Origin of the sequence: Peribacillus sp. B2I2 (assembly GCF_041261685.1) — a bacterium.
In the GTDB taxonomy this organism is placed as follows: Bacteria; Bacillota; Bacilli; order Bacillales; family DSM-1321; genus Peribacillus.
On the sequence record NZ_JBGCCB010000001.1, the window covers coordinates 3,277,316 to 3,293,689 of the forward strand.

Genomic DNA, 16,374 nt, shown 5'->3' on the forward strand with positions numbered 1-16,374 from the left:
ACTATTTATCATTTCGATATTAAGAATTCCAGCACATCCTACTGGACACCATTACACAACCGACCGATATTCTCGACTTCAACAACGACCTCATCCCCCGTCTTGATCGGGCAGCTGCCAGATGGTGAACCCGTGGCCAAAATGTCACCGGGCTCGAGTGTCATCACCTGCGAAAGCCAGCTGATCAGATACGGAATGCTCAGAGACATTTGATTGGTATTCCCGTCTTGTACAACACGGCCGTTTAAAGTGGTCACAATCCGCAAATTGGTAGGATCTATCCCGGTAACGATGCACGGCCCCAAAGGCCCGAACGTATCAAATCCTTTGCCCCGCGTAAACTGTGGATCTTTTTTTGTAAGATCTCTTGCAGTGACGTCATTAAATATCGTGCAACCAAACACATAATCAAGCGCATCTTCTTCTTTAATGTTCTTTCCGCGCTTTCCAATGACCAGGGCCACTTCCCCTTCAAGCTCCACTTGGTTGGTTAGCTCGTTTGGAGGAAGTATAATTTTCTCCTTGTCTGGAATAAGCGAAGATAATGGCTTTAAAAATAGAAATGGTTCTACAAGGTTTGCCTCTCCGCCCGTTTCCTTCGCATGACCTGCATATGTCCAGCCAAAATTAACCACTTTAGAAGGTTTTACAGGTTCCAAAATTTTCACGTCACTATATTTCAGCTCTACCCCGTCATACTTTATTTCCTTGTTGACAAGTTCAGCAAAACTGCTAGACAGTTGTAATATCATCTCATCCTCAACAATACCGTAATGTATTTTGCCCTGTTGATTCTGATAGCGAACTATTTTTTGTGTTTTTTGTTGCACATGCATGATGAATAAACTCCTTTGATGGGTAAGGTATACTTACCTCAGATAATATAAAACTCGGCTCTTCTCATAATCGCAAACAAGCCCCCTGTAGGAGATAATACCAAACCCTTATGTCTAAAATCTTTTTTATTACATGGTGTTTTCCTTTTTTAAAGTGGTAGCGTCTTGAGAGTGCTCCCAACAATCAAGGTTTTCAAGACCTTTAATGCTGTCTTTATAAAAAACTGGATCTTGACCGGCTTTTTTCTGTTTCATATAATCACTTAATGCTGCAAAAGCTACTTTTGATAATAAGAGAATGGCAATTAAGTTTACGATAACCATCAAGCCCATAAATAAATCTGCTAAATCCCATACAAGCTCGACCTTTGCAACCGCACCGAATACAATCATGGCGAACGCACCTATTCGATATAGAATCAACAACACTTTACTTTTGTGTAAAAATCGAATATTTGTTTCCCCATAATAATAGTTACCAATTAACGAACCGAATGCAAATAGGAATACAAAGATAGCAAGACAACCTGATGCCCAGGAACCGATGTGTTCACTTAATGATGTTTGTGTAAGTGCAATGCCAGTTAGCCCTGGTTGTTTATAAGCATCAGAAAGTAAAATAATAAATGCTGTGCTTGTACAGATGATCAGTGTATCCGTTAATACGCCAAATGCTTGAATAAGTCCTTGTTTCACCGGATGACTTGTTTTTGCCGTTGCGGCAACGTTTGGCGCACTCCCCATACCAGCTTCATTCGAGAATAAACCACGTTTAACTCCATTCATGAACGCAGCGCCTATTGAACCGCCTGCTATTTGTTCAAAGCCAAACGCGTTATTAATAATAAGAGAAAGAATTTCCGGCATTTTGGTTATGTTCATTGCTACGACAAATAATGCCATTCCAAGGTATAACACACCTAGAATCATAACCTTGTATTCAGCAATTTTTGCAATACGATTCACACCGCCAAAGATAATCACAGCGAAAGCAAATGTCATGAGAATCCCTACAGTTAAACGATCTGAACCAAATGAGTTCTCAAAAGCAATTGTAACGGTATTTGATTGTACAGAATTGAATACAAGACCGAAAGAAAGCGTAATTAAAATGGAGAATAATACTCCCATCCAACGTTTGTTCAATCCTTTTTCCATATAATAGGATGGACCGCCTCGGAAACCAGTTTTATCTTTTACTTTATATACTTGTGCTAAGGTACTTTCAATAAAGCTGGTTGCTGAGCTAATAATTGCAATTATCCACATCCAGAATATCGCTCCAGGACCGCCTAATGCAATCGCAATCGCAATTCCTGTGATATTACCTGTTCCAACGCGAGCGGCCATACCAATACAGAAAGCTTGAAATGGGGAAACGCTGTCTTTAGAACTAGTTCTCCCTTCCATTAAAACACGGACCATTTCCTTTAACATTCGAACCTGTACAAATTTCAATTTAAATGTGAAATAAATCCCACAAGAAACAAGCATAATAACTAATAATTTTGACCAAAGGAATTCATTTGTTACGCCAACTACATCATGTAATAATTGTTGCATTCTATCACCTCTTATAAGAAATTTACTAGCTTAGAAGATACCTAGTTTTTTCACTGTAAAAAGACCAACTTCATCAACTGATGAATTCTGTCCAAAGTCAGGAGTTATATAGCCCCCAAATATTTGAGTTAATCGCCTTGATAGCAGTATCTCAAAAAAATATGTAATATCTGCTGCAATCGATGTATCCATCATTTGTTTTACCTTTTTAGGATCTGATGTTTTTCCTAGCACCCACATCAATTTCGTCACGATTGCTAATGTGTTCATATTTTTAGAACGTACTACACGATTATGGTCAATTTTCCGACCGACTTCATATATACCCATGTCTTCTCCTTCTTCTAGACATTGAGTCGTAATGACAACTCTTTCGTATCAATACGGCAAAGTACATTTAATTCAGGTATGTAACTTAATAGATCATCGGCATGCATGCAGTTCAGGTACAAGTCCGTTTTCTCCTTCAAGTGAGGCTACTGTTCACCAGTCGTAAACAACATTAATTTTTTCAATGATAATGGCTCCTCTATCTCTTTTTTACAATAAGTTTTTTAAAAGAAAGTATTCAATTCGCGTATGTTTATTCAATTCGCGTACTTTCCATGTAATTATAGTAACATAAATATAATAATTCAAGATAAAAATATTCAATTCTCGTACACCTCATCCACTTTTTGAATCCACAGAATGGTGTTTGCTTCCTAAATCTGAGCTGAGTTATTACAAATAATAAATATCAAAAAGATAATTATTTCATTAAGTTACTTAATTGCAACTTAGATGTTTAAGCCTAAAAACCATATACATCAACGTGTTTATATGTTCATATTTAGCCAGACACGTTTTCAGCTCCAGTTTTGCCATTTCGAAGCCTTGTCGAAGTCCGATGGACTTACTGACTGCAGACCAAAAAATTAATGGAAGATTTACCAGAGGATGTTGATCCATGTGGTGAGTTTGGTGATTATCACTCATTCGTATATAACGGAGACATTTTCTCTCATTCGATACGACTAGACTTGGGAGATGAAATGTTTGTACTTCCTGCCAATCATTTATTCAGCGAGGTTGGCTATAAACGCGTGGTAAAAGTTTGAATTTTTCATCAATATTGTCAGGTGTTCCAATTTGCGAACACTTTTTAATAGATAAAAAAACATGGTCATAAAGTAACCATGTTTTCTTTTTACTCATATAGCTGTGTCTACACTAAGAGTTATTTATTAATAAATTCTTTGTTGATTTTTTCAGCCTCAGCCAAGTATTCTGTTTTAATCCCGCTCTTAACTCCCCACCAATAGAAGCAAAGTGCCAGACATGCGATGACCACCATATCCCAGCCAAATGTAAGAATATTTTTTCCGCCGAACTTCTCACTTCCAATATAAGAAATCAAAATCATACAACCTAAGTAAAGAAGCATCCAAACACCTGATAAAAATTGTTTTTTGAAACCATTCCATTTATTTTTAGCTTGATAATAAAAGTAAATAGGTAGTCCAATGGCAATGATGAAAACGACTTCTCCTGTTAATGGCCAACGCGCCCAGTATAAAGTAAGCGATGCAAAAACAAATCCACAAGGTGCAATAATAGAAGCACCTTTTAAGTGAAATGGACGGTTAAAATGAGAAGCAGTACGTCTTAAAGTTGCCAATGCAACTGGCCCCATGATATACGAAATAAGTGTAGCAACTGAAATCACTTCAGCAAGTACGCCCCATCCGCGGAATAAAAATAAAAAGATAAAACATACGCCTAAGTTTAATAACATCGCTGGACGAGGAACACCATAAAGTGGATGTAATGTACCAAAGATATTCGGTAAGTACCCATTCTTCTGCATTCCATAAAGCATTCGCGAAGTTGTAGCTGTATAAGTGGCACCTGAACCAGACGGTGATACAAACGCATCTACATACAATACAATCACTAACCAGTTAAGGCTAAGAGCAATTGCCAAATCTGCAAAAGGTGAATTAAAATTCAGTTGACTCCATCCGTTCACAATCATAGACGGATCGATTGCACCGATAAAAACAACTTGTAAAATAACGTATATAAAACCTGCAATTAGAATAGACCCAATAACAGCAATTGGTATAGACTTATTCGGCGACTTCGCTTCTCCTGCCATATTAACTGGACTTTGAAATCCGTTAAACGCAAACACTATACCAGAAGTAGCTACTGCTGTTAAAACGCTTGCCCAACCATATGGTGCGATTCCTTGAGAACTTGTAAAGTTTTCACCATGAAATCCAGCAAAAAATAACGATCCTGCCATTACACCTGGAACAATTAATTTAAAAATAGTAATAAATGAATTTGCCTTAGCAAAAAGGTTAACTGTCCAATAGTTGACGAAGAAATAGAACAATAATAGTAAAGAAGCTATGAATAATCCTTTGGTCGTTAAGATATTGTTATCAACTAAGGAATGAGACCATCTGGCCCATTCCCAAGGCCACGTACTCATATATTGTACCGAAGCAAATGGCCTCAACGGTAATAGTCGAAGCGATAGAAATCCAGTTCGCCCACGCAGCTAAAAATCCAATAAAAGAACCATGCGAATATTGAGGATACTTAACCATTCCTCCAGCTTCAGGAAACATTGCCCCAAGCTCTGCGTAAGATAATGCAATAAATAAAATTACAACCATACCGATAATCCAAGAAAAAATAGCTGCTGGCCCAGCAATCTGGGCGGCTTTCCACGCTCCGAACAACCAACCTGAGCCGATAATAGAACCAATACCTGTCATAGTTAAAGCAAAAGTCCCCATCTTTCTATGCATATTACTCATCTCTACCTACACCTCTTCCTAGGAAAATAAAAAACACTTAATCTATTTATAGATCAAGTGTTTGCCCAGGCGCGCGGCTTATACTCTATATGCTCCCCCATGGTTCTCCATGTTGCGCCAGTTACATATAGGAAAATAGTTTTTTTATAGTATATAGGATTATTTTAAATTTAACAACACTTGAAAAATATTTATATTTTATATATAACCTTATTTATTTTTCGTAATTTCCTATCAATATTCATTTTAATTTGAAAAAATAGGAAAATCAAGGTCCAAAAAACAAACATTCGTTTTCCAGAACACATGCTACATCAATATAATCATTTCTCTTTAACATTATACTTAAAAATCTTTAAGAGCTTATATGCGCAAAATAAACCGTTCATATTTTACAAATTATATCCCAACAACATTTACATAAACTGTTCTTTTCTTCCTCGAAAAAAAAGCCATGCACAAGTTGGGGAAAATACCTGAGGGATGAAGATCTCTCTTTGTTTCGTCCACAATTTATACACAACTTTAATTAGTGACTAATATATTTAACTAATGTGAAACACACTCGGCATAGCTAGAGTGATGAACGTAGATTGAATTTCCAAATCTGATCATTATTATCCACATATGATGATTAGCTTCATGATCATCTTCACCTAATCCGTTACAAAATATCTTTCCCTATCATTATCCCTTAATTATTACAATCGGCTAGGTATAACTTCGTTTTAACTGAACTGTTCCGAGAATAATTGCTTAACTCCGGTGTAGAATGGGAATTTCAATAGTAAGATTAATAGGTAAGAAAAGCTAACCAATGGGTGGATTTAAAGAGAAATAACTATTATTAGATTTTACCTATTAATCCTGATAGTCCTTTTTACAGTAGCAGTACTTCTATTGGTAAGAGAACTAAAGAAAAGCATATCACCTTACAAATTTTAAAATCATTGAAGAGAAAGTCAGATTTAGCTGAATTACCCAACGAAAAAATTTTATATATTTTTATTATTTTACTGAAATAAAAATATGAAGTATTAGAAAGTTTGAGCAGCTGTCCTGTTACTTGAATTGAAAAAAGCTCTGTAAAAAGTTTCCTCTAAACAGAGCTTACCGACATATTAAAGTATTTTCACCAAGTCTTTTCTAGCACTCAAGCAAATACTCTCACCTAGATGATCCATTTGCTCCTCATCAGATAGGTTAACAACAATCTCCTGAGAGCCTGATACACACTCTACCACTCTTTTTGAACCAACAAAATGGACCTTTTTCAATTTAGCCTCAAACGTAATTCGATTAGGCTGAAAGCGACTTTGGGTAATTTTTAAGTGTTCAGGTCTTATTACAAGCTTTTTATCTGAATTCTTAACTTGGGAAAACTCTTTTAATAGATTTTCTCTATTCTGGCTTTCTAATAGATCCACATCTATTACATTCGTTTCCCCAATAAAGTCGGCAACAAAAAGAGTCTTTGGATTGTTATAGATTTGCTGAGGCGTGTCAATTTGTTCGATTCTACCTTGGTTCATAACAGCAATTCGATCGGACATGATTAATGCTTCTTCTTGATCATGAGTGACATATATGAACGTGATTTCGAATTGTTCATGAAGTTTTTTTAATTCAAACTGCATCTTTTTTCTTAGCTTTAAATCTAATGCTCCTAGTGGTTCATCTAGAAGGAGCACTCTTGGCTTGTTGACCAGAGCTCTTGCAAGTGCAACCCTTTGCTGCTGCCCACCTGAAAGTTGTCTTGGATATTTTTCCATGTGCTGCTGCAACCCCATAATTTCGATCATTTCGGTTGTATCACTTGCAATTTGCGCCTTTGATATTTTTTTTTGCTTTAATCCAAAAGCAATATTATTGTAAATGCTCAAATGAGGAAACAAAGCATAGTTTTGAAAAACCGTATTTACCGGACGTTGGTTGGGTGGAAAATTCCCTGCTTCTTTTCCATCGATCTTTATACTGCCTTGATTTGGAAGCTCAAAACCGCCAATCATTCTAAGGGTAGTGGTTTTCCCACATCCGCTTGGACCAAGAAGAGAGAGGAACTCACCCTCCTTTATATTAAGGGAAATGTTGTCTACGGCAGTTGCTTGACTATATTTTTTCGTGATGCTATGTAACTCAATAATGCTGTCTTTTTCTTTGGCTACATGTGCTATATTATTTTCTACAATCGGAACCACTGACATGATTGAAACCTCCTTAATTTCCGATTTCTCTGTTCCATAGCTCGTTCCACTCATCTCGATGCTGGTTTATGAGATTATAATCAGGCATGTTCAAATCCTGTAAGGTGCCGTTTTTGCCATATGGCATTCTTTCAAGGGTTGTTTCATCTAATTCAACATCCTTATGAACTGGTGCCAAATATAAATCACTCGCAATTCCTTCCTGTGCAATCTTAGTAGTAGCATAGTTTAAGAAGGAATAAACCTGCTCAGACTTTTTCGAGCCTTTCACAACATGCCAAAAGCTACCTGCACCTAAAACGCCTTCTTCCGGAACAACAAATTCAATCGGTTGACCTTGGTCTTGCATTACATAAGTAGGGCCTCCGTAGTGAGCTCCAACTGATGCTTCCCCGCTTTGATATAGATTTGTAGCCGTTCCAGAACCATCGAAGTATGCTACTACTTCTAATTCCTTCATTTTTCCAAGGCCTTTTTCTACTTTTCCTTTTGCTTCTCTTTCTAGCTCAGAAACTTGTACCAATAAAGGAAAGCCTCCGGTAGTAGCAGGTGTAGGGACCGTTATTTTTCCTTTGTACTCTTCCTTCCAAAGATCTTTCCACGACTTTGGTGGGTTTTTAATTACGTCTTTGTTATAAACAATCCCTAGCCCCCAATACCCTAGAGCTACTCCAAATACTTCTTCACCATTACCTTGATATGCTTCTGGCAGAAGGGCAGCGTTTTCTTTGAGTTTACTTTTATCAATATTTTCAACAATTCCTTTTTCGTAGGATAGTTCAGAAATTCCGGAGTCCATTAATGCTAAATCAATGGTAGGCGCGCCTTTTTCCTGTAATAGACGAGAAAAAGTTGCCGTTGAATTGCCTTCAATGATTTTCACCTTGATACCAGTCTCCTTTTCAAAAGGATGAATGATATGCTTCTTGATAGTTTCGCCCCAATCACCACCGAAAATGGCAATCGATATTTCTTGTTCTTGTACATCTGTATTGGCTTCAGTCGCCCCACTATTTGGTTGAACGGGCTTTCCGCAACCGGTAGCTACCACTAAAATAATTGCCAACAAAATGGTGTAAACACTTAACTTCTTCATATAACATCCCCTAGTCCCATGTTTTATTTTGAAGCAACATTTTCAATGCCTACTAACATATCAATGACAAGAATTAAGAAAAATGCAATATAAATCGTCACGGCTGAAACAGCAGCTATCATTGGATCGATGTTGTACTGAACATAATTGAACATTTTAACCGGAAGTGCCATCTGATCGGCAGAGGTCAAGAAAATCGTAACTTCAACATTTACCCACGAAACAGCAAAGGAAAACAGCGTTCCTGCGATAATACTAGATTTCATCAGTGGCAATGTAATGAAAAAAAAGGTTTTCAATGCACCCGCACCTAAATCCCTTCCTGCTTCTTCAATATACGGACTTATCCCCAGGAAGCTATTCACACACGTCCGAACCACATAAGGCAATGTAATAATGATATGACCTAACACTAGGTTTAAGAAATTCTGTGGGCTATTAGTAAAGTAGTAAAAAAACTGAAGCAGTGCCAAGCCTAAGAAGATTTGAGGGAGCAAGAGAGGGGATGAGATAAGACTCATCACAATCCCCTTGCCTTTAAAATTATTCCTTGCCAAACCATATGAGGCTGGAATACCAATTAATACCGCACCTAGAGTAGCAACACCCGATAGTTTAAAACTATATATGAAGGATTCTACGTACGATATATCCTCATAAAGCTTTTGATACCATTTCAATGTAAATCCTTGTCCAGGAAAACTTAAATAATTTAGTTCAGTAAATGAAACATTAATCAACACCAATAATGGAAAGGCCAGAAATAAAAGCAGGAAGCCACCTATTGTCCACATTACTAGTTTAGAGATCAACGTCTTCCCTCCTCCATCCAGTCAGACCTTAATAAATAATGGTTTAATCCAATAATCAAAAAGCTAAAGATTAACACAGCAAAAGCAACCGCAGAACCGAACTGATAGTTGAATACCTGCATCATCTGTTCATAGATAACGGTCGCGATCAATTGGATCCTTCCACCGGAAAGCATAGCAGGCGTAACATAAGCACTAATAGCTAGAGAGAAAACCATCACACTGCCAGCCAATATTCCTGGGACTGTTAATGGAAGCGTTACCTTTAGAAAGGTTTGTAAACGACCTAAACCTAAATCCGACGCAGCCTCTTCCAGCCTGCTGTCTATATTATCCAAAACCGTCGTAATGGATAAAATCATAAAGGGAGCTAAAATATACACCAAACCTATTATTATACCAGTCTCATTATACAGAAGTCTTAGAGGCTGGGAGATGATACCCAGCCCTAATAGAGTTTTGTTGATAAATCCGTTATTCCCTAAAATGACCATCCATCCAAATGATCTTACGACAGCGCTCGTAAATAATGGTGATATGATCACGATATAGGCAATACGCTTAATTATCTTACTCTTGATATATTTGGTGGTGAAGTAGGCGATAAAATAACCGACCAACAAGGTGATAAATGTAGCTATTAAGGAGATTTTTATTGATCGTATGGTAATAGATAAATAGTGTTGATCGTTAAAATATGAAAGATAATGCTGAAAAGTTATTCTTCCGCTTTCATCCAAGATGGAATTATTAAGAACAACAATTAAAGGAATAACAAAAAGTCCCAATAAGATCAATACGGATGGAGCTAATAGGATAAGAACAGTTTTTTTGGACATGGGAATTCTCCTTTACTCTATTCGATTGAGTAAGTTGAAAACAGTCTCGATAATAAGCTCCACTTTGTCATATTCGATTTTTTCCATAGTATCTGTCGGACGGTGATAGTCCGGTAATCTCCAAAACATAAGGAGCGCTGTTGGAATCCCTTCTAAATGGAACATCCATTCATCGGCTCCCGCTTTAGGAGTATCAACATCAACTTCGAAGTCATCTCTATCATAAGCTCCAGCTTCTCTGAAACTTTCTTTTACCTTTTGACGGAAATCTTCCGGCCCTACCCAAGACCATATCTTGTCTCCCGCACTAATTTGGTCAAGATTGATAACTGCCGCTACCTCATTAAGTGTTCCTTTTTCCTTTAAATCGTTCACATAATAATCGGCTCCTATGAATCCGACTTCTTCATTGGAAAATGCTATGACATCAATATCAAAAGGAAAATCATGATTTTCAGTTTTCAGTCTTCTGGCAACTTCAACGATTCCTGCTATACCTGAACCATTATCATAGGCTCCAGGAGTATTTAACGTAGTATCAGAGTGACCACAGACAATTACTTTATTCTTTTTAACCGTATTTTTCGATTTATATGGATGACTAATGATGTTTGCCGATTTACATTCCTTTATTTTGCCCTCTACCTTAACAAATACCTCAATGTCATGTTTTTCACTTAATAACTCCTGAACACGAAGGTGATCTTCATAACTCATCACTACAGCGGGAATTGGGAATTTTGCTCTTGGATTCAATAATGCAATAGGGTCACCGCCGCTATTTACAACAACCTGTGCCAAAATTTCTCCTTCAGCGCCTAAGACATTGTAACAAGGCATATCATACACGCCCGGAATCAGGCCTTTTATTCCATGATATGTAAGCTTCCCTTTAATTCCTGTACTTGGAGTAGATCCAGAGAATAGTAGATAAGCCGTTTTTAATACTTTAGGAATTGGAGACAAGATTTCAAGCTCAGGTGTTCCTTCAGGCTCCCACCCCACAAAAGGATACACTTGCTTTTCAGTTTCTACTCCTAATTCGCTAAGTCTTTGGTGTATATAATCAGTACCCTTCCACTCACCTTCTGTTCCTGCGAATCGTTGCCCTACTTCTTCACTTAAAACTCGAATCGTTTCTTTGATTTCCCCGCGGATACTTGTCGTTTTCATATTACTCATTACAATCCCCCTGTTCTGATTACATCATTTTTCCAAACCGATTTGTTCGGAATGCATACTATCTTCCATTACCACTCTTTCATAATCTGTAATTCCGCTCAGATGTTTGATAAATACTTTTTCCACTCTGTCTTCGTCACGGCTACATAAAGCTTCATAGATTTCAGAATGCTCTTTGATGGATCTTTCTACAAGGTGGGGTCTGCTTAAAAAGGAATATCTAAAATGAACAATATAATCATGTAAGTTTTCTAGCATATTGATCAGCCTGTTTAACCCAGAAGTTTTAATGATTTCCGCATGAAATAAATCATGGACTTTCATAAGGTCTTCAATTCTACCTTGTTGAAAATACATTTCAGACTGATCTAAATAACTTTTTAATTTCAATAGCTGTTCATCGGTGATTTTGGACGCTGCGACTCTAGCAGCAGTAGGCTCTAATAAAGAACGAATGAGGACAATTTCATTGATGGCTTCCAAGGTTATGCCTTTCACAACGCAGTGTTTTCTGGGGAGTATTTCAACTAAACCTTCTTGTTCTAGCCGTTGTACCGCTTCTCTAACAGGAGTTCTGCTTACTCCCATTTCCTTGGCTAGATTCATTTCAACCAATCGCTCTCCATTTTTCAACTCACCATTGATTATTTTTAATCTAAGTTGATCAAAAACTTCTGAAGCGATTGAAACGGATTTAATTTTATTTAATTTCATTGCATCCATTTGCCCTCCTTTTTGTAAATTAAACTCATTATATGCCATATTGTATACAATACACAATATATTTATTTTATAATTCTGAATTTTTTATTAATAATTCAGTTACCCAAAAAACCCGTGCCACTCAAAACTTTTTACATTTGAAAAACCGGAACAATATTTTGAATTGGAGAAGTTGCTGTGTCCTTTTCTTTCCTTTAAATTTGCCTATAATTAAAACCTTTTTAAAGAGTGCTTATGTTTAAATATGGGCAGTTCTCTTCTATCATCTATTTTTGGAATTCGACCTTTTTTATACAGAATCCCCACTCACCAACTTTGTTAAGTCAATAAATGAAGTTTTGAATACTATTTACAGGAGAATGATCAACTTCCTAGGTCTGCGAACTGAGTAATAATGGTATCACCTCCACCAAAAGTGAAGAAACAGGTTTAGGCCTAAAACAAATATTCACAACGATACATAAACTTGGAGGAAATATGTTCATCCTCTCTTCTTCATTTCACCACGGTATATGAAGGAAAAAAGCATTTCATGCCCAACTAATTACACCTTTTGTCATAATTTTGTTGTGATAAAAACCAGCTGGACTAAAAACTTGCGTGTTTAAACGCGTCTGCCGGTTGAAGATTCCCCTTTCGAAACCTTGCCAGAATCCTAATTGCTACAATGATAGAAAAAGGAACCAATGAAATCTGTCAATTATGAATTGACTGAATTTTCAGCGTGTGTTAAAGTTGGTATACCACATACCAAGAGGAGGAAAAATGAAAAAAATAGAGCCAGTTATGCCGTTAAGAGATATAGCTTTTGAGGCAATCAAAAAATCAATTTTGAATTACGAACTTCTACCGGGTCAAGCCATTTTTGAAAGAGATCTAAGTGAAAAGTTAGGTGTAAGTAGGACTCCTGTAAGAGAATCCCTGTCGTTGTTAGAAAGAGAAAAATGGATAATTTCAAAACCACGGGTTGGTACGTTTATTAATGAAATTACCGAGGAAAATGTAATTGAAGTAATGGAAATTCGAATGATTATTGACCGATTCTCATTAGAAAAAATGTGTGGAAATATTACTCTAGAACAAATAAAAGTATTGGAAGGTTACATTGAGGAGCAAGAAAAAAATAAAACAGATCACCAAAGATTTATTGAATTAGATAAAGAGTTCCATTCCGAAATTGTATTTTTAACTAAAAATCAGCGATTAGAAAAATGGTTTGAGGAAATTGGTGATCAGATTAGATGGTTTGGGTTAAAAGCCATAACTGAGAAGTCGCGTATTGAGGAAACAATATCTGAACATAAAGCAATTGTGCAGGGTTTAAAATCACAAGATATTAATCAACTTCTGGTTGCATCAAATAACCATGTGGAAAATACCAAAAATGAAATCATTAATCAATTGAGGAGGAATTCAAATGAGAAAAGTAATTAATTTGCATCTTTCTAATGGAGAGGTTAAAAAGCATGAAATTGATATTAATAAAGTAATTGTTGTTGGATATGGTGGACGAAATATAGAAAAAATTCAAGAGCACATAGATGAATTAAAAGAATTAGGTATTGCACCTCCACCCCATGTACCGATGATATATCCACAAAAAATAGAACAACTGAATTTTTCTAATGAATGTAATGGAAGTGAATTTTCCTCTGGGGAAACAGAATATGTGTTATTCCATGACGGAAAAGAATGGTTGGTTACCCTTGGCAGCGATCATACTGATCGAGAAGTAGAAAAAGAAGATATTTTAAAGTCTAAATCAATTTGTGATAAACCTCTTGCAACTGATTTTTGGAGATTAGCAGATTTAAAAGAAGATTGGGATAATATTATTTTACGTTCTTATGTTACTTCAAATGGAGAGAAATGTTTATATCAAGAAGACACTTTAGATGCACTCTTAGAGGTTGATGTTTTATTGGAAAAGCTGGACAAGTTCGGGGAAAAGGATTTAGAACATACTATTATTTTTTCAGGTACTGTTCCTACAAAAAATGGGTTTATTTTTGGTGATAAATTTGAATATGAAATCGAACACCCCAAGTTAAAAAGAAAAATTACACATCATTATTCCATTGTTTATTAAGGGGGAATTGTTTTGAAAAAGAAACCTACAAAAGTTAGATGGGGACTAGCATTCTTTTTCTTTATAATAGGTGTAATCGCTTACATGGATAGATCGAATATTTCAATTATAGCAAAACCAATGATGGATGATTTAGGTTTAGATAAAGTGCAGTTTGGTATGCTCGCATCACTATTCTCATTAGGTTACGCGTTAGTTCAAATTCCGGCAGGACTTATGGCAGAAAAATTCGGTCCTAGAAAAATGATCGCTTTTTCTCTAGTATGGTGGTCAGTATTTACGGGTTTGACGGGTTTAGTTAAATCTCACGGTCTCTTGTATATGGTGAGATTCTTATTTGGGATAGGTGAAGGACCGATGTTTCCAGCTAATGCCGTATTTAATACAAACTGGTTTAGAAGAGATGAAAAAGCCAGAGCATCCAGTGCATTATTGGCAGGTTCATATTTGGACCAGTTATCGCCCCTATCGTCACGGTTTATATCTATCAATATTTTGGTTGGCAAGCTGTATTTTATATTTTTGGATTAATAGGAATAATCATTGCAGGTGTATGGTATGTTATAGCCCGGGACTATCCTGAAATTCATAAACTTGTGAATGAACAAGAAAAAGAATATATTCTAGAAGACAGAGAAATTGTTGATACTGCTAAAGTTAGAGCCCCTTGGAGTACTTTTCTGAAAAGCTATCGATTTTGGGCTTTAGGATTACAATATTTCGTTGTTTTGTATATTATCACTTTCTTTTTAGTTTGGTTACCTACATATTTACTGGAAGATCGAGGATTCTCATTAAGTAAAATGGGATTTGCTGCAAGCCTACCTTGGTTAGCAATACTGATAACAGTAATGACTGGTGGTATTCTTTCCGACTACTTAGTACGTAAAGGTTTTTCAAAGCAAATATCAAGATCCTCTTTAGCTATATCAGGTTTAATAGTATTTATTATTTCAATGTACCTTGCTGTTATGACAGTATCTCCTTATATGAATGTTTTATGGTTATCATTATGCTTGGGTTCACTAGGATTTACAGTAGTGTGTTCATGGGCTTCCGCTACAGACTTAGGGAGAAACTTTTCAGGTTCCGTTTCAGGTTGGATGAACTTGTGGGGAAATCTAGGAGCTTTTGTATCACCGTTATTATGTGGTTGGTTAGCAGAAAACTTTGGGTGGAATATCACATTAGGAGTAACTGTAATCCCTGTGTTTATTGCAGCTATATTATGGTTGTTTGTGAAACCAGATACTTCATTACTAAACTAAATACTATTAAGAGGAGTGACCGATTTGAATTATTTAGTATTTCAAATGGATTTAGTGGTTGGAAAACCTGTAGAGAATAGGAAAATCATTGAACGCTGGTTAGAAGCTAACTATAGTGATGATGTAGATGTTGTTGTACTTCCTGAAATGTGGTCTACGGGCTATGCGTTGGAGGAATTGAAAGAAATCTGCAAAGTGGATGGAAAGCAATCCATTGAATTTTTACAATCACTGGCTAAGAAGTTTAATGTAAACTTGGTGGGTGGCTCGATTGCCGTATTAGAAGGTAATGATATCTTTAATCGTGCGATTATAGTAAATCGAATGGGTGTGATTGTTCACACATATGACAAGATGCATCTTGTTCCGATGTTAGATGAACCTAAGTTTTTAACGGGCGGTCATAATCAAGTTGAAATATTTGAACTTGAAGGTGTGAAGATGGGGGTTATTATTTGTTACGATTTACGATTCCCTGAAATTATTCGTGACTTAGCATTACAAGGTATTCAAGTGTTACATATCGTCGCAGAATGGCCACTTGCAAGGGAAACACATTGGAATACGTTACTTCGTGCGCGCGCAATTGAGAACCAAATGTATGTTGTTGCATCAAATGTGGCGGGGACAAAGCTAGGGGTGGAATTTGCAGGTTGCTCACAAATTGTAGATCCATGGGGAGACATTGTTCAAAAATTAGATCAAGAAGTTGGTGAATTAAAGGCAACTTTAAATTTAGAGAAAGTACCCCAAATAAGAAAAGATGTTCCCATATTCGATTCCAGAGTACCAGAAAAGTATAGAAAGTTATAAAATAGGAGCTACTCCAGAGATACCAATCTTTAGGAGTAGCTTTTACGTTTAATTCAACAAAGCATAAGTTTCACGTAAAATCCATTGATAATTTTTATTTTTGTATGAAAATACATTAGTAAAAAAGCCATGCTAA

The 16,374-nt window shown here is 36.4% G+C and carries 11 protein-coding genes, 3 pseudogenes and 1 riboswitch; of the genes and pseudogenes, 4 read left to right on the top strand and 10 right to left on the bottom strand.

Annotated features, from left to right (window positions below; translation table 11 throughout):
• Window positions 1-38: 38 nt before the first annotated feature.
• The 10 genes and pseudogenes from ABIE66_RS16170 to ABIE66_RS16215 all read right to left on the bottom strand — a co-directional run bounded on the left by ABIE66_RS16170 (window position 39) and on the right by ABIE66_RS16215 (window position 12,107).
• Complete coding sequence (locus ABIE66_RS16170) at window positions 39-836, bottom strand: fumarylacetoacetate hydrolase family protein (protein ID WP_370015477.1); 798 nt, start codon at window positions 834-836, stop codon at window positions 39-41.
• A 129-nt stretch (window positions 837-965) separates the two neighbouring features.
• Window positions 966-2,399: an alanine/glycine:cation symporter family protein gene (locus tag ABIE66_RS16175; RefSeq protein ID WP_370015478.1), complete on the bottom strand. Its 1,434-nt coding sequence runs from the start codon at window positions 2,397-2,399 to the stop codon at window positions 966-968.
• Between the two features lie 165 nt (window positions 2,400-2,564).
• Window positions 2,565-2,768, bottom strand: a pseudogene (locus tag ABIE66_RS16180) (L-asparaginase 1); the annotation flags it as partial.
• 850 nt (window positions 2,769-3,618) lie between these two features.
• A pseudogene (locus ABIE66_RS16185) lies at window positions 3,619-5,212 on the bottom strand (APC family permease).
• Window positions 5,213-5,268: 56 nt separating this feature from the next.
• Window positions 5,269-5,347: riboswitch (ZMP/ZTP riboswitch) on the bottom strand.
• 986 nt (window positions 5,348-6,333) lie between these two features.
• The gene (locus tag ABIE66_RS16190) at window positions 6,334-7,410 is read right to left on the bottom strand and encodes an ABC transporter ATP-binding protein (RefSeq protein WP_370015479.1); all 1,077 of its coding nucleotides are present in this window, start codon (window positions 7,408-7,410) and stop codon (window positions 6,334-6,336) included.
• A gap of 19 nt (window positions 7,411-7,429) precedes the next feature.
• Window positions 7,430-8,512, bottom strand: coding sequence for an ABC transporter substrate-binding protein (locus ABIE66_RS16195; RefSeq protein WP_370015480.1), 1,083 nt, complete (start codon window positions 8,510-8,512; stop codon window positions 7,430-7,432).
• 23 nt (window positions 8,513-8,535) lie between these two features.
• Window positions 8,536-9,324 carry an ABC transporter permease gene (locus ABIE66_RS16200; protein ID WP_370015481.1) on the bottom strand — a complete coding sequence of 263 codons (789 nt, stop codon included), beginning with the start codon at window positions 9,322-9,324 and terminating at the stop codon, window positions 8,536-8,538.
• Window positions 9,321-10,163, bottom strand: a complete 843-nt coding sequence (locus ABIE66_RS16205; RefSeq protein ID WP_370015483.1) for an ABC transporter permease — start codon at window positions 10,161-10,163, stop codon at window positions 9,321-9,323. The genes ABIE66_RS16200 and ABIE66_RS16205 overlap by 4 nt, the downstream gene beginning before the upstream one ends.
• 12 nt (window positions 10,164-10,175) lie before the next feature.
• Window positions 10,176-11,345 (bottom strand): M20/M25/M40 family metallo-hydrolase, encoded by a 1,170-nt coding sequence (locus tag ABIE66_RS16210; protein WP_370015484.1) that lies wholly within the window; start codon window positions 11,343-11,345, stop codon window positions 10,176-10,178.
• A gap of 24 nt (window positions 11,346-11,369) precedes the next feature.
• Window positions 11,370-12,107 carry a GntR family transcriptional regulator gene (locus ABIE66_RS16215; protein ID WP_370015485.1) on the bottom strand — a complete coding sequence of 246 codons (738 nt, stop codon included), beginning with the start codon at window positions 12,105-12,107 and terminating at the stop codon, window positions 11,370-11,372.
• A 726-nt stretch (window positions 12,108-12,833) separates the two neighbouring features.
• Between ABIE66_RS16215 and ABIE66_RS16220 the strand changes: the two genes are divergently transcribed.
• The 4 genes and pseudogenes from ABIE66_RS16220 (at window position 12,834) to ABIE66_RS16235 (ending at window position 16,238) form a co-directional block, all read left to right on the top strand.
• A complete protein-coding gene (locus ABIE66_RS16220; RefSeq protein ID WP_370015487.1) occupies window positions 12,834-13,502 on the top strand; it encodes a GntR family transcriptional regulator in 669 nt (222 codons plus the stop codon).
• Window positions 13,486-14,157 carry a DUF2848 family protein gene (locus tag ABIE66_RS16225; protein ID WP_370015488.1) on the top strand — a complete coding sequence of 224 codons (672 nt, stop codon included), beginning with the start codon at window positions 13,486-13,488 and terminating at the stop codon, window positions 14,155-14,157. Before ABIE66_RS16220 ends, ABIE66_RS16225 begins: the two co-directional genes overlap by 17 nt.
• Before the next feature lie 12 nt (window positions 14,158-14,169).
• A pseudogene (locus tag ABIE66_RS16230) lies at window positions 14,170-15,425 on the top strand (MFS transporter).
• Window positions 15,426-15,449: 24 nt separating this feature from the next.
• Window positions 15,450-16,238, top strand: coding sequence for a carbon-nitrogen family hydrolase (locus ABIE66_RS16235; RefSeq protein ID WP_370015489.1), 789 nt, complete (start codon window positions 15,450-15,452; stop codon window positions 16,236-16,238).
• The last annotated feature ends 136 nt before the right edge of the window (window positions 16,239-16,374 follow it).